The 26,621-nt window shown below is 61.6% G+C and carries 11 protein-coding genes (1 of these 11 only partly in view); 7 read left to right on the forward strand and 4 right to left on the reverse strand.

All coding sequences use genetic code 11. The annotated features are described in order from the left end of the window. From MKFW12EY_RS11000 to MKFW12EY_RS11030, 7 genes are all read left to right on the forward strand, one after another. A protein-coding gene (locus tag MKFW12EY_RS11000) for a cadherin-like domain-containing protein (protein WP_221054541.1) crosses the window boundary here: on the forward strand, positions 1-11,631 show its 3' portion. It extends 20,649 nt beyond the left edge of the window; only the last 11,631 of its 32,280 coding nucleotides appear in the window; the start codon falls outside the window, past its left edge; the stop codon is at positions 11,629-11,631. A 244-nt stretch (positions 11,632-11,875) separates the two neighbouring features. Continuing rightward, positions 11,876-12,496 (forward strand): VPLPA-CTERM sorting domain-containing protein, encoded by a 621-nt coding sequence (locus MKFW12EY_RS11005; RefSeq protein WP_054763458.1) that lies wholly within the window; start codon positions 11,876-11,878, stop codon positions 12,494-12,496. A gap of 6 nt (positions 12,497-12,502) precedes the next feature. Further along, positions 12,503-14,407 carry an efflux RND transporter periplasmic adaptor subunit gene (locus MKFW12EY_RS11010; RefSeq protein WP_221052979.1) on the forward strand — a complete coding sequence of 635 codons (1,905 nt, stop codon included), beginning with the start codon at positions 12,503-12,505 and terminating at the stop codon, positions 14,405-14,407. Next, positions 14,389-16,569 (forward strand): hypothetical protein, encoded by a 2,181-nt coding sequence (locus MKFW12EY_RS11015; RefSeq protein ID WP_221052980.1) that lies wholly within the window; start codon positions 14,389-14,391, stop codon positions 16,567-16,569. The genes MKFW12EY_RS11010 and MKFW12EY_RS11015 overlap by 19 nt, the downstream gene beginning before the upstream one ends. A 24-nt stretch (positions 16,570-16,593) precedes the next feature. After that, positions 16,594-18,639 (forward strand): preprotein translocase subunit SecA, encoded by a 2,046-nt coding sequence (locus tag MKFW12EY_RS11020; protein ID WP_221052981.1) that lies wholly within the window; start codon positions 16,594-16,596, stop codon positions 18,637-18,639. After that, a complete protein-coding gene (locus tag MKFW12EY_RS11025) occupies positions 18,636-19,514 on the forward strand; it encodes an efflux RND transporter periplasmic adaptor subunit (protein ID WP_221052982.1) in 879 nt (292 codons plus the stop codon). The genes MKFW12EY_RS11020 and MKFW12EY_RS11025 overlap by 4 nt, the downstream gene beginning before the upstream one ends. A gap of 78 nt (positions 19,515-19,592) precedes the next feature. After that, a complete protein-coding gene (locus MKFW12EY_RS11030) occupies positions 19,593-20,393 on the forward strand; it encodes a SapC family protein (protein ID WP_054762912.1) in 801 nt (266 codons plus the stop codon). A gap of 101 nt (positions 20,394-20,494) precedes the next feature. On the opposite strand, the gene MKFW12EY_RS11035 is transcribed toward MKFW12EY_RS11030, so the two are convergent. From MKFW12EY_RS11035 to MKFW12EY_RS11050, 4 genes are all read right to left on the reverse strand, one after another. Then, positions 20,495-21,187 (reverse strand): SDR family oxidoreductase, encoded by a 693-nt coding sequence (locus tag MKFW12EY_RS11035; RefSeq protein ID WP_054762910.1) that lies wholly within the window; start codon positions 21,185-21,187, stop codon positions 20,495-20,497. Further along, on the reverse strand, positions 21,180-22,568 hold the full coding sequence (locus tag MKFW12EY_RS11040; protein WP_221052983.1) for an ATP-binding protein: 1,389 nt from the start codon (positions 22,566-22,568) through the stop codon (positions 21,180-21,182). Before MKFW12EY_RS11040 ends, MKFW12EY_RS11035 begins: the two co-directional genes overlap by 8 nt. Positions 22,569-22,734: 166 nt before the next feature. Beyond that, positions 22,735-23,910 carry an EAL domain-containing protein gene (locus MKFW12EY_RS11045; protein ID WP_221052984.1) on the reverse strand — a complete coding sequence of 392 codons (1,176 nt, stop codon included), beginning with the start codon at positions 23,908-23,910 and terminating at the stop codon, positions 22,735-22,737. Between the two features lie 19 nt (positions 23,911-23,929). Next, positions 23,930-26,611: a nitrate reductase gene (locus MKFW12EY_RS11050; protein WP_221052985.1), complete on the reverse strand. Its 2,682-nt coding sequence runs from the start codon at positions 26,609-26,611 to the stop codon at positions 23,930-23,932. Between the last annotated feature and the right edge of the window lie 10 nt (positions 26,612-26,621).

Genomic DNA, 26,621 nt, shown 5'->3' on the forward strand with positions numbered 1-26,621 from the left:
AACGAAGTTTGGGGCAGCGCCTACGGCATCGCCGTCTACTACGGCGCGCAAGCCACAGGCAACCAAGCCTGGGGCAACACCACCGGTCTGTACGGCTACAGCAACGCCATCGTGCAAGACAACCGGGTCTGGGCCAACGGCACCGGCATCACGCTGTACTACGGCAGCACCGCCCAAGGCAACCGGGTTTACGGCAACAGCGGCGCCGGCGTCTACGTCAGCACCTACGACAACCTGGTGACCAACAACGTCATCGAAGCCAACGGCGGCGCCGGCGTGCAACTGGACGGCGCCTACCAATCCGGCAGCCGCACCCGGGTCGAAAACAACACCATCGTCGCCACCGGCAGCGCCTCGGCGATCCAAGTGCAGGGCAGCAGCACCAATATCCGCATCCGCAACAACATCCTCGACGTGCGCGGCAGCGGCTATGCCCTGAACGTCGCCAGCGACAGCCAACAAGGCTACCTGAGCGACTACAACCTGTTCATGCTCGGCGCCAGCGCCAAACTGGCCTACTGGGAAGACCGGCCGTTCGCCAACCGCACCGACTGGTTCTACGAAGTCGGCCAGGACCGCAACAGCCTGACCGCCGACGCCCGCTTCATCGACATCGACGGCGCCGACGGCGTGGTCGGCTGGGACGGCAGCGTAGTCACGGGCAGCGCGCGCATCGTCGACGACGGCGATCCGACCTTCGCCACGACCGGCAGTTGGACCACCGTTGCCAGCAACGGCAGCACCCAGCCGCGCGGCGGCGACGTCCGCAACAGCGCGGCCGGCGACGGCAGCAGCCAGGCCAGCTGGAGCTTCGACGGCCTGAGCGCCGGCTACTACCGGGTGGCGGCGACCTGGCCCTACCAATGGCAAAGCTCGCCCGGCTTCAGCGGCAACTCCAACTACCGCATCTACGACGGCGACGTCGTGGTCGGCTCCGATGTGGTCAACCAATATGCCAATGCCGCCTCGGCGTCCAACGGCTATAGCGCCGACGGCAGCAACTGGGACGTACTGGGCGTAGTGCGCATCAGCGGCGCCAGCCTGAAAGTCGTGCTGGACAACCTGGCCAACGGCATCGTGCTGGCCGACGCAGTGCGGATCGAACGCCTGAACGGCGACTTCGGCCAGGACGACGACCTGCACCTGCAAAACAGCTCTCCGGCCATCGACCGCGGCGACCCGAACAGCCCCAACCTGAGCGAACCGCGGCCGAACGGCGGCCGGATCGACCTGGGTGCCTACGGCAACACCAGCCAAGCCAACGTCAGCCCGGATCCGTTGATCCAGATTCTGAGCCCGAACGGCCTGGAGAAATTCGAAACCGGCGTGCCGGTCACCGTCAACTGGCGCAGCGACGGCCTGTTGCCGTACGACAGCGTGTTCCTGCTGGATACCGGCCAAGACACCGGCACCGGCGTCGACAACTGGCAGGCACAACAAGGCTACCGGACCGACGGCAACAACAACTACGGCAGCATTGCCGCCGGTACCGCCATCGACCTGAGCGGCGCCGGCGCCAATGCCGCGCCGGAAGCGGTCTACCGCAGCTACGCCTACACCCAAAGCGGCGTCGGCAGCAAACTCGGCTACACCATTGCCGCTCAAGACGGCGGCTACCAACTGGTGCTGCACTTTGCCGAACCGAGCAACGTTGCCATCGGCAGCCGGCTGTTCGACATCGTCGCCAACGGCACCACCATTGCGACCAACGTCGACGTGCGCGCCCTGGCCGGCGGCATCAACAAAGCCCTGGTGCTGAGCTACGACATCAACGTAACGGGCGGGCAAGGCCTCAACGTCGAACTGGTCAACCGCAGCAACAGCAACGCCGCCTTCCTGAACGGCCTGGAACTGCGCCAAGCCAACGCCAACGGCGTCGCCAACCCGGTACTGAGCCTGGAAGCCTCCACCGACAACGGCGCCAGCTGGACCACCGTTGCCACCGGCTTGACCATGGACCGTTACGGCCGCGGCCAGACTACCTGGACGCCGACCGACGAAACCGTCGGCAACACGGCCTTGCTGCGGATCAGCGCGACGATCAACCCGATTAGCGGCAGCATCACGGTCAACGACACCAGCGACGAAGGCTTTTTGATCGCCAACGCCGGCAAGGCGTATTACGTCAACGACGGCAGCACGGTTGGGGACGAATACACCACGGCGGTAGGCGACAACGCCAACAGCGGCAAAGACCCGAACCGGCCGATGGCCAGCTTGGCGGCCTTGCTGCGGGCTTACGACCTGGATGCCGGCGACGTGATCTACGTCGACAGCGGCAACTACAGCCTGGCGACCAACATCGTCCTCGGCAGCCAAGACAGCGGCGTAACGATCAAAGGTGCGGTGGAACACGAGACGCGTTTGGACCGTGGCAACAAGAACAGCGGCGCTTACGTATTCGAGTTGCAAGGAGCGGACGACGTCAGTCTGGAGCACTTATCGATCACCGGCGGTTACGGCGGCATCCAAGCAGCCAACGGCCAGGACAGCGACCACCTGAGCCTCATCGACAGCCGGGTGTGGAACAACAACTACGCGATCAGCATCGACACCAGCAACGACTTCTTCGTGTTGAGCGGCAGCGTGGTCGAATACAGCAACAACCGCGGCGTCTACGTCAACGGCAGCGATGCCTTGATCGAAGGCAACGAAATCGCCCGCAACAGCGGCTGGGGCATCGACATCAGCGGCTCGCGCGGCCGGGTGCTGAACAACAGCGTCTACGCCAACAGCAGCGGCGGCATCAACGCCAGCGTCAACAACGGCTGGAACAACCGCATACTGGTGCAAGGCAACCGTTCCTTCGACAACGCCAGCGGCACCAACATCGCCGGCTACTACAACAGCGAAGTGCGCGGCAACGAAGTTTGGGGCAGCGCCTACGGCATCGCCGTCTACTACGGCGCGCAAGCCACAGGCAACCAAGCCTGGGGCAACACCACCGGTCTGTACGGCTACAGCAACGCCATCGTGCAAGACAACCGGGTCTGGGCCAACGGCACCGGCATCACGCTGTACTACGGCAGCACCGCCCAAGGCAACCGGGTTTACGGCAACAGCGGCGCCGGCGTCTACGTCAGCACCTACGACAACCTGGTGACCAACAACGTCATCGAAGCCAACGGCGGCGCCGGCGTGCAACTGGACGGCGCCTACCAATCCGGCAGCCGCACCCGGGTCGAAAACAACACCATCGTCGCGACCGGCAGCGCCTCGGCGATCCAAGTGCAGGGCAGCAGCAGCAACGTCCGCATCCGCAACAACATCCTCGACGTGCGCGGCAGCGGCTATGCCCTGAACGTCGCCAGCGACAGCCAACAAGGCTACCTGAGCGACTACAACCTGTTCATGCTCGGCGCCAGCGCCAAACTGGCCTACTGGGAAGATCGGCCATTCGCCAACCGCACCGACTGGTTCTACGAAGTCGGCCAGGACCGCAACAGCCTGACCGCCGACGCCCGCTTCATCGACATCGACGGCGCCGACGGCGTGGTTGGCTGGGACGGCAGCGTAGTCACGGGCAGCGCGCGCATCGTCGACGACGGCGACCCGACCTTCGCCACGACCGGCAGTTGGACCACCGTTGCCAGCAACGGCAGCACCCAGCCGCGCGGCGGCGACGTCCGCAACAGCGCGGCCGGCGACGGCAGCAGCCAAGCCAGCTGGAGCTTCGACGGCCTGAGCGCCGGCTACTACCGGGTGGCGGCGACCTGGCCCTACCAATGGCAAAGCTCGCCCGGCTTCAGCGGCAACTCCAACTACCGCATCTACGACGGCGACGTCGTGGTCGGCTCCGATGTGGTCAACCAATATGCCAATGCCGCCTCGGCGTCCAACGGCTATAGCGCCGACGGCAGCAACTGGGACGTACTGGGCGTAGTGCGCATCAGCGGCGCCAGCCTGAAAGTCGTGCTGGACAACCTGGCCAACGGCATCGTGCTGGCCGACGCAGTGCGGATCGAACGCCTGAACGGCGACTTCGGCCAGGACGACGACCTGCACCTGCAAAACAGCTCTCCGGCCATCGACCGCGGCGACCCGAACAGCCCCAACCTGAGCGAACCGCGGCCGAACGGCGGCCGGATCGACCTGGGTGCCTACGGCAACACCAGCCAAGCCAACGTCAGCCCGGATCCGTTGATCCAGATTCTGAGCCCGAACGGCCTGGAGAAATTCGAAACCGGCGTGCCGGTCACCGTCAACTGGCGCAGCGACGGCCTGTTGCCGTACGACAGCGTGTTCCTGCTGGATACCGGCCAAGACACCGGCACCGGCGTCGACAACTGGCAGGCACAACAAGGCTACCGGACCGACGGCAACAACAACTACGGCAGCATTGCCGCCGGTACCGCCATCGACCTGAGCGGCGCCGGCGCCAATGCCGCGCCGGAAGCGGTCTACCGCAGCTACGCCTACACCCAAAGCGGCGTCGGCAGCAAACTCGGCTACACCATTGCCGCTCAAGACGGCGGCTACCAACTGGTGCTGCACTTTGCCGAACCGAGCAACGTTGCCATCGGCAGCCGGCTGTTCGACATCGTCGCCAACGGCACCACCATTGCGACCAACGTCGACGTGCGCGCCCTGGCCGGCGGCATCAACAAAGCCCTGGTGCTGAGCTACGACATCAACGTAACGGGCGGGCAAGGCCTCAACGTCGAACTGGTCAACCGCAGCAACAGCAACGCCGCCTTCCTGAACGGCCTGGAACTGCGCCAAGCCAACGCCAACGGCGTCGCCAACCCGGTACTGAGCCTGGAAGCCTCCACCGACAACGGCGCCAGCTGGACCACCGTTGCCACCGGCTTGACCATGGACCGTTACGGCCGCGGCCAGACTACCTGGACGCCGACCGACGAAACCGTCGGCAACACGGCCTTGCTGCGGATCAGCGCGACGATCAACCCGATTAGCGGCAGCATCACGGTCAACGACACCAGCGACGAAGGCTTTTTGATCGCCAACGCCGGCAAGGCGTATTACGTCAACGACGGCAGCACGGTTGGGGACGAATACACCACGGCGGTAGGCGACAACGCCAACAGCGGCAAAGACCCGAACCGGCCGATGGCCAGCTTGGCGGCCTTGCTGCGGGCTTACGACCTGGATGCCGGCGACGTGATCTACGTCGACAGCGGCAACTACAGCCTGGCGACCAACATCGTCCTCGGCAGCCAAGACAGCGGCGTAACGATCAAGGGCGCAGTGCAGCCCGGACACGCCAGCGTGCTGGATCGCGGCAACGTCAACACCGGTGCTTACGCCATCGATTTGCAAGGCGCCGATAGCGTGACCTTGGACCATCTGGGCATGACCGGCGCCAATATCGGCGTTTACGCCAGCAATTCCGCCGATTCCGACGCCGTTACCGTTAAGGACAGCCGGATTTGGGGACACAACCAATACGGTTTGTATATTAACGCCGGCAACGACAACTTCACGCTGTCCGGCTCGCAAGTGTTCGGTACCACCACTTACCACGGCGTGCACGTGCTGGCTTCCGGCGCCCGGATTTTGAATAACGACGTCTACGGCAACGCGCAATTGGGTATCTACAGCGGATACAACGGCAGCGGCACCGCGGTTCGGATCGAGGGCAACAAGGTCCACGATAACGCCGGCAGCGGTATAGACGCAGATTACAATACCGATATCGTCGGCAATGAGGTTTTCAACCAGTTGAACAACGGCCGCTACGGTATCGTCATTGCTAATAGCGCCCGCGCCAGCGCCAACTTTGTCCACCACAACGATGCCGGCATGAACGTTACCTATAGCGCTGTGGCGGCCGGCAACGAGGTGTACGCCAACACCAAGAGCGGCATCTCGCTGTATTCGGCGACCGCGCGCGGCAACCGGGTCTACAGCAACTCGACCGGTATGGTCGATACCGGCTACGCCACGATCGAGAACAACGTGGTTTACGCCAATACCAATATCGGTATCCAGTTCACCGGTACCCATACCGCGAGCGACGCCAACCAGGTGACCCGCAGCAATACGCTGTACCAGCCGGTCGGCGATGCGATTCTGATCGGCAGCGGCGGCAGTAACGTGCAGTTGCACAACAACATCGTCATGGTCGATGCCGGTTTCGGTATCAATGCCGCGACAGTCGCCAACCTGGTGCAATCCGACTACAACCTGTTCCATCTGACCCAGGCCGGCGCTCGCACCGGTTTGTGGGGCGCGGCGCAACAGGCCAGCCTGGCCGATTGGCGCACTGCCAGCAGCAAGGATGCGAATAGCAAGGCCGGTAATCCGTTGTTCCTGGATATCGACGGCGCCGACAACGTGCTGGGCGAGAAAGGTTTGGTGGCCGGCAACGGCTTCGACGACAACTTCGGATTGCGCGCCAATTCTGCGGCGATCGATGCGGCCAATATGTATACCGCGACCGCGACCGATATCGACGGACTGGCCCGCCGCGACGACCCGAGCGTGGCCAACAGCGGCGACGGCTTACCGTTATACGTCGCCACTGCCCAAGCCGGCAGCAGTTTCGCCAACGTCGGCACCAAGCTCAACCTGCGGCAAAGCGATTACGCGACGACCTACACGATACCGTTCGCCTTCCCGTTCTACGGCAAGACATACACGACGGCCTATATCAACTCGAACGGTTTTATCCAGTTCGGTTCGTCGACCAACGCCTATAACGGCAATAACAGCAATACGCTGGACGGTTTAATCAACAATGTGCGCATCGCGCCGCTGTGGGATAACCTGTCGACCTCGGTCGCCGACACTAGCCGCGACGTCTACGTCGATGCCACGGTCGCCAACCAGTTGACCGTGCGCTGGGCTGCGGTGGTCGAAGGCACCAATAATCCGGTCAATTTCTCGGTAACGTTGTTCAGCGACGGCCGCTTCCGCTTCGATTACGGTCCGAGCGCGAGCGGTTTGACGCCGACGGTCGGCGTCTCTGCGGGTAACGGCCAAACCTATGTGTTGGCGCCCTACGACGGCGTCAGCGATTTGTCGGCGGTGGCGTCGCTGGAGTGGGCGGCTACGCCGGGATTGAATTATTACGATATCGGTGCTTACGAGTTTCTCGGCAATTCCAACGATACCATCGCACCGCAAGTGGTTTCGATCAGCCAATTGCCGACCGACGGCGGCACCACCTCGGCCGCATTCAGCAGTTTGCAGATCGATTTCAGCGAAGCGCTGGACCGGATCAGCGCCCGCAGTCCGGCCAACTACGAATTGTTGGCGGCCGGTGCCGACAACAACTTCGGCACGCCGGACGATACCCGGATTGCGGTTAAACCCGGCTATTCGTTCCCGGAAACCAATTTGACGCTGCAATTGACCGACGGCGTATTGGCGGAAGGTAAGTACCGGCTGCGCCTGTCCGGCACCTTGGGCATCTTCGACACGGCCGGCAATTTGCTGGACGGCAATGCCGACGGCGTCGCCGGCGGCGATTATCTGCGCGAGTTCACGATAGACCGCTCCGGCAACCAACCGCCGACTGCAACCGATGCGGTCGCCAGCGTCAACGAAAATAGCAGCGTATTGATCACGCTGGCCGGTACCGATCCGAACGGCGATCCGTTGTCTTTCAGTTTGGTCGGCTCGCCGTTGTACGGCGCGTTGTCGGATTTCGACCCCGCCACGCGCACGGTACGTTATACGCCGAATGCGAATTTCAACGGCACCGACAGTTTCAAATTCCGCGTCGACGACGGTAGCCTGGGCACCGACGACGGCAACGTCATCGTCAATGTGTTGCCGGTCAACAGCGCTCCGGTCGCGTTGGGCGCCAGCGCCGCAACCGACGAGGATACGGCAGTGCAAATCCTGCTGCCGGCAACCGATCTGGAAACGACACAGCCGCAACTGAATTACGCGCTGGGCAGCGCGCCGGCCCACGGCAGCCTGATCCAAGGTAGTAACGGCTTGTGGACGTATACCCCCGATGCCGATTTCCAAGGTACCGACAGCTTCACCTACAGCGTGACCGACCGCGGCGATCCCGACGGTTCGCCGGGCAATGCGCTGACTTCGGCGCCGGCCACCGTGACGATTACCGTGCGGCCGGTCAACGACGCGCCGCGGATACCGGCCATCGCCGCGCAAAACGTGGCGGAAGGCGACACGCTGACCTTTAATATCGCTGCAAACGATCCGGACAATGCCAGCTTGACTTATAGTCTGGTGGGCACGCCGCCGGCGGGGGCCAATATCGATTCGGCTACCGGCTTATTTAGCTGGACGCCGACCGACGGCAATAGCGTGCAGACCTTCACGGTACGGGTCAGCGACGGTGTGCTGGCGACCGAGGCCAACTTCGACGTCAACGTCGGCAACGTCGCGCCGAGCTTAACCTTGACCGGAGCGGCCAACGTGGATTTGGGGCAATCTTACGCAGTGACTTTCTCGGCGACCGACCCCGGTACCGATACCGTCTCCGCTTGGCTGGTCAATTGGGGCGACGGTTCGACGACCGCTTTGGCCGGTAACGTCTCAGGCGCCAGCCATACCTACTCGCAGGGCGGGCAAATGGCGGTTACCGTCACGGCCACCGACGAAGACGGCAGTTACGTTTCGTCGCCGTTGGCCGTCAAAGTCATCGTGCCGAACCGGGCGCCGGTGGTGCCGGCCGGGCAAACCGCCAGCACCAATGAAGACCAGTCCGTGACCTTTACGTTGGCCTACGGCGATCCCGACGGCGATGCGTTGACGGTGGATTTCGCCAGTTTGCCGCAACACGGCAGCCTGAGTGGCTTCAACCCGGCAACTCGCCAGTTGACTTATACGCCGGACCAAAACTTTAACGGTAGCGACGGCTTCCGGATCACGGTCAGCGACGGCAAGGGCGGTACTACCAGCGCCGATATCAACCTCAATGTGGTGCCGGTAAACGACAACCCGGTGGCCGGCAACGATAGCTATAACGTGCATGGCGGCCAAACCCTGAACATCGCGGCGCCGGGCCTGCTCGCCAACGACAGCGATGGCGACGGCGATGCGTTGCAGGTGCAGTCGATCGATATCACCGGTGTCCAAGGCGTCGTCGACGCCTCCCCCGACGGCCATTTCAGCTTCAAGCCGAGCGCGGGATTCAGCGGCGATACCAGCTTCAAGTACACGGTGATCGACGGTTTCGGCGGCAGCGCCCAGGGTATTGTTACGATCAGCGTGACCAATACCGCGCCGGTGGCCGTCAATGACAGCTACACGATGCGTCCTGGCCAAACCCTGAACATCGCGGCGCCGGGCCTGCTCGCCAACGACAGCGATGGCGACGGCGATGCGTTGCAGGTGAAATCGATCGATATCACCGGTGTCCAAGGCGTCGTCGACGCCTCCCCCGACGGCCATTTCAGCTTCAAGCCGACCGCGGGATTCAGCGGCGATACCAGCTTCAAGTACACGGTGAGCGACGGTTTCGGCGGCAGCGCCCAGGGTATTGTTACGATCAGCGTGACCAATACCGCGCCGGTGGCCGTCAATGACAGCTACACCATGCGTCCTGGCCAAACCCTGAACATCGCGGCGCCGGGCCTGCTCGCCAACGACAGCGATGCCGACGGCGATGCGTTGCAGGTGAAATCGATCGATATCACCGGTGTCCAAGGCGTCGTCGACGCCTCCCCCGACGGCCATTTCAGCTTCAAGCCGACCGCGGGATTCAGCGGCGATACCAGCTTCAAGTACACGGTGAGCGACGGTTTCGGCGGCAGCGCCCAGGGTATTGTCACGATCAGCGTGACCAATACCGCGCCGGTGGCCGGTAACGATAGTTACAGCGTACAAGCGGGTCAGACCTTAACCATTGCGTCACCGGGACTGTTGGTCAACGACAGCGATGCCGATGGCGATACGTTGTTCGTGCAATCGGTCGATACCGCCGGTTTGCAGGGCAGCTTGAATTATGCGTTCGATGGTAATTTCAGTTTCACGCCAAACGCCGGCTTTAGCGGTGCGACCAGCTTCAAGTACACGGTTAGCGACGGTCTAGGCGGTAGCGCGGTAGGTGTTGTGGCAATCGATGTCGCTGCGCCCGCTACGTTGAACGTGACCTCTTTCACTCAGACCGATTCCGGTCTCAGGGTGCGTTTCAGCAGGGCTCTGGACGTCAGTGTCTTGAATCTTTACAACGGCGAACCCACCGGCTTGGGCGCGCCGGATCTGACCTTGATTGGCCCAGACGGCAAGCCGGTAGTAGGCAGCCTGATTCTCGACAACGATCATGCCGGTTTCACCTTTCTGCGCAGCGGCGGACCGTTGGCGGCAGGTAACTATGGTTTGACGTTGGTTTCCAGTGGCGCTGGTTTCAAAGACTTGAGCGGATTGCTGCTGGACGGTAACGGCGATGGCTCGGCCGGCGACAACTATCTGCATGCTTTCACGGTAACATCGAAGGGCGCGGCGGTGTTGTCGGTCGGCGAAATTGCTCGCGGCCCAGGACAAACTCTGGCTAACCCGTCGAATGGCTTCAACTTCCCGATCACGCTGGAAAATGCCGCCGGCGCCACGAGCCTGGCGTTTACGTTGAACTACAATCCGGCTTTGCTGACTGTGAACGGTTTTTCCGGCGGCAATTTGCCGGCTGGCAGTCAGGTCGTGACCGATACCACGGTAGCTGGCCAACTGAGGGTAACGATAAACGCGGCCGTGGCATTGCCGGCCGGCAAGCTGATATTGGGTAATCTGGAGGCGACAGTGCCGACGGCGGCGGTTTACGGCGCCAAGGACATGCTACGTTTGAGCGATGTATCGCTCGACGGTGGCGCCCGGCAGTTGAAAACCGACGACGGTCTGCATGTGGTGGCCTTCATCGGCGATGTCACTGGCGACGCCAATTACACCACGCTGGATTTCCAACGCATGAATCGGGTTCTGCTCGGGCAGGATAGCGGTTTCGGTGCCTGGCCGCTGGTCGATCCGTTGATCGTCGGCGACGTCAATCCGAACGGCAAATTGCAATCGGCGGATGCGCTAAAACTGGCCTACCAAATCGGCGGTACGCCGCAGAAGGACATTCCGCCGATACCGGCCGGCCTACCGCCGCTGGTATTCGCCGGCGCGGACCCTAAAGTCAGTTTGGGCACGGTCTCGGCAATTGCCGGCAGTCGGGTGTCGGTACCGGTCACTATCGATACCACGGCCGGTTTGGAGTCGATCCAAATGACCGTGCGTTACGATGCGCAGAAATTGGGCTTGGTCGAGGTGCAAAAAACCGCATTGACCGCCGGCTTCGTTTACACCGTGGTGCAGAATAATCCGGGCGAACTGCGCATCGATGCCAGCGCGCTAAAACCCTTGGCCGATGGCAATGGCGTCTTGTTCGAGCTGAATTTCGCCGTTGCCGCCAGTGCGCGAGGCTCTGCGGCCTTGGATTTCGTCTCGGTCAGGCTGAACGATACCTGGCTGACGGTCGATCCGTTGCCGGTAGCCGGCGCCGACCCGACCGACGGACTGATCGAAATTGCCGCACCGGCGCCGGCTCGGCAACCGACACTGGCGTTGCGGCAGGGTGCCAGAAGTTTCGACCTCGGTAAATCCGGCCAACATCCGTGGTTGAGCGAATGGTTGAATCCGTCGGAAAAAGACACGGCCAAAGCCAACGATTGGAGTATTTCGGCCAAACGTCCAATTAAATCGAAATTGCACTAATAGCATAATTGGCTCGAGTCCCGTTGCGCGCTGCCGGTCGAACCCGCAGGTGCGGTTCGGACTCGGCGTCGGCTATTTTTACACTGCACCGCCGCTAGGGCAGGGCGGCTAGCCGTTTTGTGGTATAAGTCGTTAATGTTTTGGCGGTGATATTAGTTGGCGCATTTTATGCTAAGCAATGGTGCCAAGCGGCTACCGACGGGCCATACCAGTTTTTCAAAAGAATCGATCAAACGGAGTTTTTATGCTTAACAGACATGCCAAATTCAGTTCCTTGTTATTTCCGCTGTTAGCTGCCGCGGCCTTGGTATTGGCCGCACCGGCGGCACGGGCCGCGATCAGCATCACCCCGCACGATGTGGCGGGCGCTCCCGGCAGCAATGTCGACGTTACCTTCGACTTCGATTTCGGCGCTAACACTTTAATTTCCTCTTTTGATTTGGGTCTGGTGTTCGATCCTGCGTTATTGACCTTGCTGGACGGCGATTTTTACCAGAATGGCGCGCCGGTTGATGCACTGAACGGGCTTGATGCTGCCGGCACTTTGATACCGAATTTCGACCTGAGTAACGGCTCCATCGGCGTAGCCTGGTATGCATTGGATTCCAACTTTCAACCGTTACCGCCGCTGGCTTTGTCGGGAACTTACTCGCTGCTGTTGAGCGTCCAACTGATCGACAATTTTCCGATCGGTCAAGATACCTCGGTGGCGCTAACGTTGGACGCAAGCGATGAAAACTTGAATCCGATCGACACCATATCCAAAATTGCCAATGTTGCGGCAGTACCGCTACCGCCATCTTTGCTGATGATGCTGTCCGGCTTGGGCATGTTGGCCGTTTCCCGAGTCCGCCGTTCAGTTTAACCGGACATGAGTGGCTCCGCCCAGCGCGGATCCGCTGCCGTAGTCGGAACGGTCAGTCCCGAATCCCGCGCGGATTCGGGATTTTCCAGCGCCGGTGCCGCACAGGGCGCGGCCGATGACTTTTGGTCGCAGTTGGTCCATGCCCAAACCTCCGAACAATTATGCCGTGCCTGGTTAGGCATTCTGTGCCAATGGATACCTAGGGCGCAGTCCGGTATTTTGCTGTTGCACGACGAAGGCGACAATTATGCGCCGGCCGCGGTCTGGCCCGATCCGCAGCGCGATATGTCGTTTCTGGCCGAAATCGCCCAAGACGCATTGGTCGAACAGCGCGGCATCGTCCGCAACGATGCCGCCGGCTTGACCCAATGTGCCTATCCCCTGCTATCCGCCGAAGAAACCTATGGCGTCGTCGTGTTGCACGTAGCCGGCGGCGGCGATGCGGCGATGCGCGACGCTTTACGCTTACTGCACTGGGGCGCGGGATGGTTGGTGGGTTTGTTCGACCGTCGCCATCTGTTGGATCGGGACCTGCGCCTGAAGCAGTCCGCGTTATTGCAGGATTTACTGCTCGGCGTATTGGCTGAACCGGCCCCGGATGACGCTGCACGCTGGATCGTCAACCGCCTGGCCGCTGCGGTGCCGTGCCGGCTTGCTGTCATCGGCCATTGCGACGCGTCCGGCCAGCACATCGAATTGGCTAGCGTGTCGGCCAGCGCCAGTTTCGAGCCGCGTTCCAACCTGATGGCCGCCGCGCGCGAAGCGATGCGGGAAGCCTTGTTGTCCGGCCAGGCCTTGGCCCATCCTGCCGCCGAAACCGGCGATAGCGCTACAATCTCTTTTAATGGCGTCGCCGATTATTGCCGGGAAGCCGAAGCGCCGGCCGCGGTAGTACTGCCGCTCAGCCAGCGCGGGCGCATGGTCGGGGCCTTGCTGCTGGACTTGGCTGCCCAACCCGCCCCGGCCGAGCTGGAATTTTTCCGCACGCTGGCATTGGCGTTGGCGCCGGCGCTGGATTTACACGCGCTCGCCGCCCGCGGTTTGGCGGCTCACGGCCGCGACAGCCTGAAGCGGATGCTGGCCGACTGGCTGGGTCCTAGTCATCCGGGTTTGAAATTTGCCGGCACCTTGGCCGTGATCGGTTTGTTGCTGGCGGCGACGGTACCGGTCGATTTTCGGGTGCGGGCGCCGGCGACGGTGGAAGGCAAGGTGCAACGCGTGGTCGCCGCGCCGTTTGCCGGCTTTATCCAGGAAGCCTATTTGCGGGCCGGAGATGCGGTCAAGCAGGGCGACATCTTGGCCCGGCTGGACGAGCGCGAATTGCGTTTGGAAGAATCGCAATGGGTGGCTCAGGCGGAACTGGCCGAACGTAAACTGCGCGAAGCGATGGCGAAAGGCATCGCCGTGACAGTCAGGCTGGCGCAAGCCGAGCTCGACGAAGCCCAGGCGGAACTGGCTTTCGTGCGCAGCAAGTTGGCGCGGGCCACCGTCGTCGCGCCCTTCGACGGCGTCATCGTCAAAGGCGATCTGTCGCAACAGCAGGGCGCACCGGTCGAACAAGGTAAAGTCTTGTTCGAGGTGGCGCCGATGTCGGCCTGGCGGGTGGTGTTGAAAGTGGACGAGCGCGACATCGTTCATGTCCGCGAAGGTGAGCAGGGCGAATTGGTGTTGACCGGCTTGCCCGGCGAGCGTTTCGCGCTGAAGGTCAACAAGGTTGCGCCGGTGGCGTTGGCGGAAGACGGCCGTAACAGTTTCCGGGTCGAAGCGGCCGTGCTGGGCGAGAGCCGCGGCGTACAGCCGGGCATGGAAGGCGTCGGTAAACTGGCAGCCGGCGAGCGGACCTTACTCTGGATTGCACTGCACCGGGTGTTCGATTGGGCGAGGTATACGCTATGGACACTGGGCTGGTAACTGCCGATTCGACGCTGGGCAGCCAGCTGGTCAACAGCCATTGGTACCGGGTCGGCGGCTTGGCGCCGCGCTTGCGCGACACCTTGCGCATCCATCCCCAATACTGGCGCCGGCAGTTGTGGTACGTAGTCGAAGACCGCATCAATGCCCGCTACCACCGTTTCGACCGTCAGGCATACCGCATCATCCGCTTACTGGACGGCCGTACCACGCTGCAACAACTGTGGCTGAGACTGGCAGCCGAAGCCGGCGAGCATTTGCCCAGCCAGGAAGAGATACTGAGTTTACTCGGCCAATTGCACAGCCTGGATTTATTGGCTAGCGACACCTTGCCGGACTTGGGCGAATTGGCCGGCCGCGGCCGCAGCCAGACATGGCGCAAGCGGGCGGCGAGCTATTTCAACCCGTTGGCGATCAGAATCCCGCTGTTCGACCCCGACCGTTTTCTGGAGCGCGCCGCCAAGCGGCTGGCACCGTTGCTGAACTGGCGCGGCGCGGCGCTCTGGCTGGCCTGTGTGCTACCGGCCCTGGTATTGGCCGCGTCGCATTGGCGAGAGCTGACCAATAATTTCGGCGAAAGGGTTATGGCCCTGGATAACCTGCTGATGCTGGCGGTACTGTTCCCGTTGGTCAAAATTCTGCACGAACTCGGCCATGGCTTGGCCTGCAAGCGCGGCGGCGGCGAGGTTCACGATTTGGGCATCATGCTGTTGCTGTTTTTGCCGGTGCCGTATCTGGAAGCCTCCAGTTCCTGGACCTTTCCCGACAAACGCGCCCGGATGCTGGTCGGTGCCGCCGGCATGCTGGTCGAAGTCTGGCTGGCGGCGCTGGCGTTCTACCTGTGGCTATGGCTGCAGCCGGGTATGGCCAAAGCCCTGGCGTACGACTTCACGGTGCTGGCCAGCGTCACTACCGTGTTGTTCAACGCCAATCCTCTATTGCGTTACGACGGCTATTACATCGCCAGCGACGCGCTGGAAATTCCCAATCTGGCGCAACGCGCCGGCCGTTGGTGGGCGTATCTGTTCGAACGCCGTCTGCTCGGCCGGCGTTACGCCGATTCGCCGGTGCAAGCGCCGGGAGAAGCGTTCTGGTTCACGTTGTATTCGCCGTTGTCGTTTCTGTACCGGACCTTCGTCATGTTCTCCATCGCCGTGTTCGTCGCCGGGCAATATTTTGCGGTCGGCGTATTGATCGCCGTGTGGAGTATCGCGGCCAGCATTGCGCTGCCGTTATGGCGGGCGCTTACCTGGCTGGCGCGAAATTTCGCCGGCGGCGGCATCGACAGCCGGCCGCGGCGGGTGATCTTGACGCTGGCCGCCGGGCTGGGTTTGTTCTTGTTCGCGCTGCCGTTACCGCACCATACCCAAGTCGATGGCGTACTATGGTTGCCGGACAGTGCCGTGGTCAGGGCGGGCCAAACCGGATTTGCCGAACGGGTTTCGGCGGCCAGCGACAGCGAGTTGCAGCCGGGCGAAACCGTCCTGGAATTGGCCGATCCCGGTCTGGCGGCCGAATTGGCGGCACAAACCGCCCGCACCGAGGCCGCGCAAGTGCGTTACGATGCCGCCCGGTTGGAAGACCCGGCCGCCGGCGAACGGTATGCAGCGGAATTGCGCCGCGAACAAAAAGCCCTGGCCCATTTGGCCGAGCGAAATGCGCGGCTGACCGTAAAAAGCGCGAGCGGCGGCCGGCTCTGGCTCAGCCAAAGCGAGGACATGCCCGGCCGCCACTTTCGCCAGGGCGACGTGCTCGGTTACGTGATTCCGCCGGCACCGCCGCGGATCCGCATCATCGTCGACCAGTCGGACGAAACGCTGATCCGCGAACACACCCGTTCTGTGCGGGTAAAGCTGCCGTTTGCGGCGGCCAGTTTGTGGCCGGCGACGATACTGCGCAGCGTGCCGGCCGCTTCCAACGAATTGCCAAGCGCCGCGTTGGGGCGTTCCGGCGGCGGCGAAATCGCCACCGATCCGCGCGACGACAGCGGCCGGCGTGCGTTGACCAGCCATTTCGAATACGAGCTGGGATTGCCCGACGATTTTCCTTACCGCTTGATCGGCAGCCGGGTCAGCGTCCGTTTCGAGCATCCGTTGGAGCCGGTGGGCAAGCGCATTTGGCGCGGCTTACGCCGTCTGTTTCTGGCGCATTTCCACTCCTGACCGGCCGGCCCGCGGAGCGCTACTATGAACGACGCCAGGATTTCGAATGTTGGGCAATGGCCGCCTGCCCAGGTTCGTTTGGCGGCGCGTATTTTTCCGGAACGGGCCGATACCGCCGATTCCGGCTTGGACCGCTGGGTGACGGGGTGGTGGCAAGGCAAACTGCGCACCTGGTATCCGCGCCAACGCGAACGCCTCCGCTTCCGCGACGCGGTGGAAGCCGAAGCCGCAGGCTTGGGGCTGGAACGGTGGGACGACGCCAGGCTGCAACGCGAAAGCCGGCCGGCGGCCAGAAACGCCTTCGTCGGTAAAGATTTCGCCAGCGGAGCGCTGGCCTTGGCACTGGTGCGCGAAGCGGCCCGGCGCCGGTTGGGGCTGTTGGCACATCCGCCGCAATTGCTGGCGGCCTGGAAATTGTTATGCGGGCACTTAATCGAGTTCGATACCGGCGAAGGTAAAACTCTGACCGCCGCGCTGGCGGCCTGTCTGGCGGCGCTGGCCGGCGTGCCGGCGCACGTGGTGACGGTCAACGATTATCTGGCGCAACGCGACGCCGAGAAAATGCTGCCGCTGTTTGCCTTTTTCGGTTTGAGCGTCGGCGTGGTCCACGGCGGCGTGGCCCAAAACGACCGGGCACATCAATATGCCCAGGATTTGACCTACTGCACCAATAAGGATTTGGTGTTCGATTACCTGCGCGACCGGGTCAACGCCGGCGGCATCAACAGCCCGGCGCAACTGGCGGTTCGGCGTTTGCACCAGCCGCAGCGCGGCGAGGAGCGGCTGCGGCTGCGCGGCTTGCATTTTGCGATTGTCGACGAGGCCGACAGCATATTGATCGACGAAGCGCGCACGCCGTTGATATTGTCGGCACTGAGCGATCGCGGCGCCGACCGGGATGTGTTTGCACAGGTATTGAATGTTGCCGAACAATTGCAGCAAGATTTGCACTTCCGGCTGATCGGCGCGCAGCGGATACCGGAATTGAGCAAGGAAGGCCGCCTGTACTTGGCGCAATTGGCCGAAGACTACCTGGCCGAGTCAGGATCGCGGCGTAAAGTCCTGGACGAATTCTGGCAGCTGGATTGGGTCCGCGAGCATTACGTGCTGCAGGCGTTGCGGGCGATCTACGTCTACCGCCGCGACCAACATTACGTCGTGCTGGACGGCAAGATCGTGATCGTCGACGAGTTCACCGGGCGTCTGTTGCCGGACCGCAGTTGGGAGCAAGGTCTGCACCAACTGGTCGAGGTTAAGGAGGGCTGTGCCGCCACCGGCCAAAACCGGACGCTGGCGCGGCTGACCTACCAAGTGTTTTTCGGCCGTTACCTGCGTTTGGCCGGCATGAGCGGAACCTTGCGCGAAGTCGCGGCGGAGATGGCGGCGGTGTACCGGGTGCCGACCTTGCGGGTCGAACCGAACCGGCCCTGCCAGCGCATCGAACGGCCGAGCCTATTGCTGCGCGACGCCGAGGCCAAACACGCGGCGATTGTCGATGAAGTCCGGCAGATTTTGACGCAGGGCAGGGCGGTATTGATCGGCACGCGCTCGGTGATGGCCTCGCTGGCGATTTCCCGCGCCTTGGCCGGCGCCGGTATCGTCCACAAGGTCCTGAATGCTTTGCAGGACGAAGACGAAGCCAGTTTGGTGGCCCAGGCCGGCCAACCCGGTGCGGTTACCGTGGCCACCAACATGGCCGGCCGCGGTACCGACATCCCGTTGGCCCCGGCGGTAGCCGAACGCGGCGGTTTACACGTCGTACTGAGCGAATGGCACGAGTCGGCGCGGATCGACCGCCAATTGTTCGGCCGCTGCGCCCGCCAAGGCGATCCGGGCAGTTGCCGCGCCATCGTCGCGTTGGACGACGAACTGCTGCAGCATTACGCTTCGGCGCTGGCCAACTGGACCGCGCTGCAATGGCCGGGATCGCCGCCGGCGTCCGCGGTCAAGCTGCTCAGGCGGACGATGCAGCGCAAGGCCGAGGCAGCCAATGCCGCGCAACGGCGGGCGACGATGCGGCAGGACCGGCAGATGCGCCGGCAATTGGCGTTTTCCGGCGCCACGGAATGACCAAAACCAATGAGGTTAACCAGAGAATGAAGCAAGCTACAGCGATGTCGGGCGGACGTTACCGATGGGTTTCCGGATTACTGTTGGCTGCCTGGATACCGGCGTTCGCGGCCGAGGTGCCAGGGCAAGCCACCTTCGATTGCCTGATCGAGCCGTCGCAGTTGCTCGAAATCCGCAGCCCGGTCACCGGCTTGATCGACCAAGTCCACGCCGGCCGCGGCGATACGGTCAAGCGCAATACGCCGTTGGTCAGCCTGGAATCCAGCGTCGAGCGTGCCGCGGCCGAACTGGCCGGGGTCCGGGCGGCGATGAACGGCCCATTGGCCGTCGCCGAAAGCCGTCTGGCCCATGCCATTCAAAGCTTGAACCGGCGAAACGCGCTGGCGCAGAAGAATTACAGCTCGGCGCAGGAACGCGACGATGCCGAGGCGGAAAAAAACGTCGCCCAGGCGGAGTTGCTGTCCGCCCGCGAGAGCAAGCAGGTGGCCAAGCTCGAACTGGCCTACGCCAACGCCCAATTGGGGCTGCGGGTAATCCATAGCCCGATCGACGGTATCGTCACCGAACAATTGATGTACCCCGGGGAAGTGGTCGAAGTCGGCGGTACCACGACTACAATTTTGAAATTAGCCCAGATCGATCCGTTACGGGTGAAAATGATATTGCCTTTGGCCTATTACACCCGGGTCAAACCGGGGATGCGCGCCGATATCGTCCCGGAAGCGCCGCTGGAGGGCCGCTATAATGTGGCGATCAATCTGGTGGACCAAGTCATCGACGCCGCCAGCGGCACGTTTCAGGTCCGCGCCGATTTATCCAATCCGTCCGGCAACCTGCCCGGCGGGGTCAAATGCAAGGCGACGCTGGCGTTGTAATCGATATCCGCAGCAATTCCGGCGGCGGGTCCGGCTAAAATCACACGCAGTAAAATAACTTAACCAGGAGAATGAGCAATGGCAACGCAATTACTGATTTACGAAAAAGTCGTACCGGTTTCCAAGGACCGCCACACCGGCTGGTCGGTCAAGGCCGGCAACGAGTATTCTTTTGCCAAACACGTCAATTCGGTGCCGATTTTGGCCGTCGAGTTCGCCAGTGCGGCCGACGAATACACTATCGTATTTGCCGGTAACGAAGAAGGCACGATGCCTATCGTGCTGCTGGGGATCAAGGAACGGGAAAACCTGTTCGTCAACGAAGCCAACCACTGGGACGCCAAATACGTGCCGGCCTTTCTCCGCCGTTATCCGTTCGTGTTCTCGGAAAGCGAAGACCGCTCGACGTTTACCTTGTGCATCGACGAGGATTTCGTCGGCTGCAACCAAGAGAATAAAGGCGAGCGCCTGTTCGATGCCGAAGGCGAAAGAACCCAATATCTGGACAACATGCTGCGTTTCGTCAACGAATACCAGGGCCAAAACCTGAGAACCCAGGCATTTTGCCAGAAACTGCGCGAACTGGATTTGCTGGAGCCGATGCAGGCCGAATTTACTTTGACTTCCGGCCAACGTTCGCGCCTGGCCGGATTCTTCGCGGTAAACCGCGAACGCCTGAAACGCCTGGCCGACGAGCAAGTGATCGATTTGTTCAAACTCGACGAATTGGAATTAATTTATCTGCACCTGCAATCGATGCGCAACTTTACCGGCATGTTGGAACGCAGTGCAGCGCACAATCCGGCGCCGGCCGCCGACGGCGACAAACCGGCCGAGGAAGCGGCTACCGGCCATGCGCCGGACGAAAAATTGCATTGATAGCGGTTGTAATTCGGTAAGGGATCGCAGCAATTCTGAGATTTTCTGACCGACGCAGCATCGAGGGAACTACCGAGCTATGACGTTGCTGCCCCGGCTGGTCAATGGCCGGGAACGGTCAACGACTTGCCGTTGTCGGCGGCGCCGAGTTTCAGCAAGAACGGCACCGCCGCCTCGGCCCAACTTTCCGCTGTCGGGTAATGCGCGGCAGCGGCACCGAAACAGGCCTGCAACATATCGGTGTCGATAATCCCCGGATTCAGCGCGACGGCCACCATGGTTGCGGGCAGTTCGGCGGCCAAGGCCTTGGTCAGCCCTTCTATGGCCCATTTGCTGGCGCAGTAGGGTGCTACGCCGGCCGCCACGCTGCGGCCCCATCCGGAACTAAAGTTGACGCAAACGCCGCGCTGCCGTTCCAGCATCGCCGGCAGGAATTGGCGGATAACGTTGGCGACGCCCTTGATGTTGATATCGACCAGCGCATCGAAACCCGCGGCCGGGATTTGCCATAACGGCTGCACCGGGTTGATGACCGCCGCGTTGTTCAGCAACAGGTCCGGAGCGCCGAACTCGGCGATGGCCGCTTGCGCCCACGCCGCCACCGCTGCGTCTTCAGCGACGTCGACCGTATCGAACCGGTGGTTGCTGCCGCATGCGGCAGCCAACTCGGCAATAGCGCCGGCGGAACGGCCGCAGCCGATGACGCGGTGGCCCAGAACGGCGAATTTCTCGGCCATAGCCCGGCCCAGGCCGCGAGTGGCACCGGTAATGACGACAGTCCTGGCTTCAACCATCAGCGTTCCCGCCAGTGTCGTTGGTTTGTTCGGCGTCTACCGGCAGCTCGATGCGTAGCGTCGTACCGCTGCCAATGCTGCTGCGTACCGTGATTTCGCCGCCGTGCTTTTTGACGATGCCGTAGGAAATCGTCAAGCCCAGCCCGGTGCCCTTGCCGACCGGTTTAGTCGTATAAAAGGCATCGAAAATTCGGCCCAATTGCTCGTCCGTCATCCCGCAGCCGGTATCGCCGATTTCGATCCAAACCTTGTCGCCGCCGCTGCCGGTGGCAACCGTGATTACGCCGTGTTTATCGATCGCATATGCGGCGTTGACCAGTAAATTGACGAAGACCTGATTCAACTGCGAGGGCAGGCAATTGACCAGCGGCAGCTCGCCGTAACGTTTGACGACGTCCGCCTTGTATTTCAATTCGTTGTAAACGATGTTCAACGCGCTATCCAGACCGGCGTGCAAATCCGCCCACTGCCAGGCGTCGTTATTGCGTTGCGGATAGGAAAAGTCTTTCAAATCCTGAACGATTTTGGTGACCCGGTTGATCCCGTCCAGCGATTCTTCCAGTAACTCCGGCGCATCGCGGCGCAGGTAATCGAGGTCGATCCGGCGCTTGACCGCGCCGATAGCGGCCAGCAGACCGGCATCGACGACGGCCGCTTCGGCCTTTTGGTAAGCGTCGGCCAGATCCAGTAAATCGGCGATATAGCGTTTCAGGGTACTCAGGTTGGATTTGACGAATCCGACCGGATTGTTGATTTCGTGGGCGACGCCGGCGGCCAATTGGCCGATGGACGACATTTTCTCCGATTGCAGCAACTGGGCCTGGATGTCCTGCAGCTGGTGGTTGGTCGCATCCAACTGCCGATTTTGCATGACGATGAACTGCATGACGTCCTGGGTTTGTTTCACCAATTGCCACTGCCTGACCATGGCGTTTACCACTTGGCGCACGACCAAATCGGAAACCGGCTGCTGCAAAATCAGCAACTGGTCGCTTTCGCCCAGTTTTTCGGCGATCTGCGGCCAATCCAAGCCTGGATCGGCGTTACAGAGCACGGCATTCAATCCGGAATCCGCTTCCCACAAACGCTTTATCAAGGCCACGCCGTTCGCTTGCCGCAACGGATGCGACACAAAGGCCAAGTTGAACGGGGCGTTGTTGGCCAAACCTGCGGCGATGGCCTGTTCCGCACACTCTGGCGTATCGGCCCAACGCACCAGATAATTCGGTTGTCCGCCGATTTCGCCGCTATCGGCAACTTCCGCCAGATTGAATAGCCGGTTCAAACGAATTGCCAGTTCGGCATCGGTAGCGACCACCAGTATCGCCGGCCTATCGGCGTCGATCACCAGGATTTTCGATAAGTTGTCGTCGTCGCTCATTTCGTCGCCTTAAGAATCCGGCGGAACTTGCGCCGTATCATCCCGCCGGTTGGCGGCTGTGCGACTGATTATAGTAAAAAGCCATGCCGCGGCATCCTGCCGGCAGGGCCAAACCGAAGCGGCTGGCGAAACGGATAGCGGCACCGATCGCGGCCTTAGCGAGACGCTAATCGCCGGCCACCGTATCCACCAATAAAATGCGCTCGTGGTCCAGCCGCAGCGCCAGAGTTTTACAGAGCTGGCTGGTCTCGAAATCGCGGTAACGTTCGGAGGTGACGATCCGGTCGCGGTCGCCGCAGTTTTCCAGCGCCAGCATTTGAAAGAAATACGGCCGCCAGGACCAGTTGAAGCCGATCTTGCGCGGATCGGTGAACCATTGGTTTTCGCTGAAATTGAAATCCGGCGAAATCTGGTCGCCGTGGTTGTTGCACAGGTAAAACCGGATCACGCCGCTTTGGGTGAAATTCCAACTGACCAGCTCGTTCAAGTTGAAATCGTCCTGCAGCGCTTCGGCCAAGCGGTAAATCAGGGCTTTGGTGGCATTGATCGCGTTGATTTCCTTTTGTACCCGCGGCAGCGTGTTCTTGACGAATTTGCCGCGCAACGAGGCCGCGTGTTGCTCGAAACTGTTGACGGGCAGGAAATCGGCTTTGGCTTTGGCAAACAAAAAGCCCTGCATGAATTGGGCGCCGCAATTCAAGCCGAATAAAAACTCCTCGTCGCTTTCCACGCCTTCACAGACGATACGGGCGCCGGTACGTTGGCCGAGGCGCGACATCAGATGGACGATGTCGGTGGCGATGCTGCTGCCTCGGGCGGCGCGCTTGAACAAACGCATATCGATTTTGATGATGTCGGGCTGGATCGCGATGACCCGTTCCAGTTGCGATGAGCCGGCACCGAAATCGCCGATCGCCACCCGCAAGCCGTGTTTGCGGTAGCGCTGCACGATCTGTTTCAACTTGTGCGGATCGACGTGGGCATCGGAAATTTCGACGACGATGCGCTGGCGGTCGATATTCAACTCTTCCAGCATGCGCAAGGTCGGCAGCGCATTGAGCTGGCGCAAGTTTTCGATCCAGGCCGCCGAAATATTCAGCGCCAGATAGGTTTGGCGATCGGCCTGTTGCGAGAACTTCTCCAAGGCCTGCCAGCGTACCTGCCGGTCCAGCTCGGTACGCCGCTTGATGTCCAGCTCGGCCGAAGAGAACAGGGCGCCGGCGGAAACCACGTTGCCTTTGGCGTCGTATTGGCGGGCCAACGCTTCGTAACCGACGATTTTGCTGCTGGCTATCGCGATGATGGGTTGAAAATAGGGAAATAGCGTTGATTTTTCTGGCATGGTCCTTGTGCGCGTCGAGTTAACCGGGCTGGGGTAAAAACTCCTTCAATTCGGCGACGCAGGAACCGCAGCCGCTGCCCGCTCCCAGGCAGGCGCTGATGGCCGCCACGCTTTGTAACTTTTGGGTTTGCACCGCTTGTTGAATGGTTTTTTCGCCGACATTGAAACACGAACAGACAATTCGGCCAATATCGGCTTCGCCTTTCGGCGGTTGGCCGCTGAGCAAGGCCAGGCGTTCGCTCCGGCTCAGTTCCGGTTTCGGGAACAGGCTGCACAGCCAACCCGGTTCCGGCAACTCGAAATCCGGCCCGACCAACAGGCAGGCTTGCAGCCGATTGCCGGCCAAATAGGCGCAGCGGTAGTAACCGGCTTGCAGATCGCTGTATTCCAACCAGTCGCCGGCGCCGGCGATGCCGTTTTCGCTAAACAACTCCCGGCTCCATTGGCGCCAGTCTTTACCGGCGCCGCTGCCGGCCAGTTCGTAACGGTAAAACTGTTCGCCGCGAATCTTGACCTGGTACTCGCAATCCCGGATCGCCAACGGTTGCCGGGCCAATATCGTCGCATACCAAGTGGCCGGCCACGCCGAAATTCGCACCGGCGTCTGTTTGCTTTCCGGCTGGCCGGAGTAGGGGTCCACTACCGGGTTGACCAAGGCGCCCATCCGGCCGTGGCTGCTGACTTGCCCGGTCCAATGCATAGGCACGAACAAGCTGCCCCGGCGTTGGCCGGCGCCGATCTCGACTCGGGCCAGCATTTGTCCCCAACGGCTTTCGATACGAGCCAGACTGCGGTTTTTGAGTTGTAAGCGCTCGGCGTCGGCCGGTTGGATTTCGACGAAGGGCTCCGGCCGGTGCGCGTTCAGTTTGGCGGCCAAACCGGTGCGGGTCATCGTATGCCATTGGTCGCGCAAGCGACCGGTATTCAGCGTGAACGGGTAGTCGGCGTCGACCTTATTCCGCGGCCCTTGTGGTGCGACCGGAATGAATCTGGCTTTGCGGTCGGCGGTATAAAAAAGTTTGTCTTCAAACAACTGCGGACTGCCTTGCGGCCGCTCGCGGGTCACCGGCCATTGCACCGGTTGCAAGCCATCGAATTCGGTTTGGCCGATCGTGGCGAAGGCCGATAAATCGAAGTCGCGCAGTTGGTGTTCGCTATCGTTTTCGAACGCCGACAGCGCGGCGTGTTCGCGAAAGATTTCGGCGCTGGATTGGTAGGCGAAGGCGTCGGCAAAGCCCATGCGCTGCGCTACCCGGCTAATGATCCACCAGTCGTGGCGGGCTTCGCCGGAGGCGGCGAACAACGGCCGTTGCCGCGAGATGCGCCGCTCCAGATTGGTCACGGTACCGTCTTTTTCGCTCCAGCCGGTGGCCGGCAACAACACGTGCGCAAGTTGGGCCGTATCGGTATTGGCGATGCAATCCGATACCACGACCAATTCGCAGCGTTGCAGCGCCTGTTTCACCCGATCGGCGTCCGGCATCGACACCACCGGATTGGTGGCCATGATCCAGACCGCCTTGACCCGGCCGTCGCCGATGGCCTCGAACATCTCCACCGCTTTCAGTCCGGGTTTGTCCGCCACCCGCTCGCTGTGCCAAAACCTGCCGACCCGGTCGACGTGGGTCGGATTGTCCAGATCCATATGCGCCGCCAGCATATTGGCTAGGCCGCCGACTTCGCGGCCGCCCATCGCATTGGGTTGGCCGGTGAACGAAAACGGCCCCATGCCGGGTTTGCCCAGCCGGCCGCTGGCCAGATGGCAGTTGATGATGGCATTGCATTTGTCCGATCCGGAGCTGGATTGGTTGATGCCTTGCGAATAGACCGTGACAGTGCGTTCGGTGCCGGCAAACCAGGCGAAAAATTGGCCGACATCGGCCGGGTCCAGCTCGCAACCGGCGGCGACCGCGGCCACCGAGCCGGCACTGGTTTCGGCTTGGTGCAAGGCCTCGGCGAAACCGTTGGTGAAATTGGCGACGTAGTCTTTGTCGATTCGGCCGTCGCGCTGCAAGTAGCACAACAATCCGTTGAACAGTAGCGCGTCCATGCCCGGCTTCAACGGCAAATGCAGGTCGGCGATATCGCAACTGGCGGTGCGACGCGGATCGACGACGACGACTTTCAACTTCGGATTGTTATCCTTGGCCTTGCGGATGCGTTGAAACGCAATCGGGTGGCACCAGGCGGCGTTGGAACCAACCAGCACGATCAAATCGGCCAGTTCCAGGTCTTCGTAGCTGCACGGCACGGTATCAGCACCGAAAGCGCGTTTATAGCCGACCACGGCCGACGACATGCACAAACGGGAGTTGGTATCGATATTGGCCGAGCCGATGAAGCCTTTCATCAGCTTGTTGGCGACGTAATAGTCTTCGGTCAGCAATTGGCCGGAAATGTAAAACGCCACGGCATCGGGGCCGTGTTTGGCGATGATTTGGCGGAAGCGGCCGGCGACGTGGTCCAGCGCCGTGTCCCAATCGCAACGCCGGCCATCGACGGCCGGATAAAGCAGACGGTTTTCCAGCGTGACGGTATCGCCCAGCGTGGCGCCTTTCGAACACAGTTTGCCGAAGTTGGACGGGTGGTCGGGATCGCCTTTAATGGTGACCCGGTGTGCGGCCGGATCGTCGACCGTGGCTTCGATGCCGCAGCCGACGCCGCAATAAGGGCAGGTGGTTTTGACGGTTGGTAGGCTCATTGGCTAATGC

The sequence above is a fragment of the Methylomonas koyamae genome (genome assembly GCF_019669905.1).
Lineage (GTDB): Bacteria > Pseudomonadota > Gammaproteobacteria > Methylococcales > Methylomonadaceae > Methylomonas > Methylomonas koyamae.

Bases quoted from the DNA above. Each gene is read 5' to 3' on its own strand.
- MKFW12EY_RS11020 (WP_221052981.1), top strand. From the start codon at position 16,594: ATGAACGACGCCAGGATTTCGAATGTTGGGCAATGGCCGCCTGCCCAG.
- MKFW12EY_RS11035 (WP_054762910.1), bottom strand. From the start codon at position 21,187: ATGGTTGAAGCCAGGACTGTCGTCATTACCGGTGCCACTCGCGGCCTG.
- MKFW12EY_RS11045 (WP_221052984.1), bottom strand. From the start codon at position 23,910: ATGCCAGAAAAATCAACGCTATTTCCCTATTTTCAACCCATCATCGCG.
- MKFW12EY_RS11010 (WP_221052979.1), top strand. From the start codon at position 12,503: ATGAGTGGCTCCGCCCAGCGCGGATCCGCTGCCGTAGTCGGAACGGTC.
- MKFW12EY_RS11015 (WP_221052980.1), top strand. From the start codon at position 14,389: ATGGACACTGGGCTGGTAACTGCCGATTCGACGCTGGGCAGCCAGCTG.
- MKFW12EY_RS11025 (WP_221052982.1), top strand. From the start codon at position 18,636: ATGACCAAAACCAATGAGGTTAACCAGAGAATGAAGCAAGCTACAGCG.
- MKFW12EY_RS11005 (WP_054763458.1), top strand. From the start codon at position 11,876: ATGCTTAACAGACATGCCAAATTCAGTTCCTTGTTATTTCCGCTGTTA.
- MKFW12EY_RS11050 (WP_221052985.1), bottom strand. From the start codon at position 26,611: ATGAGCCTACCAACCGTCAAAACCACCTGCCCTTATTGCGGCGTCGGC.
- MKFW12EY_RS11030 (WP_054762912.1), top strand. From the start codon at position 19,593: ATGGCAACGCAATTACTGATTTACGAAAAAGTCGTACCGGTTTCCAAG.
- MKFW12EY_RS11040 (WP_221052983.1), bottom strand. From the start codon at position 22,568: ATGAGCGACGACGACAACTTATCGAAAATCCTGGTGATCGACGCCGAT.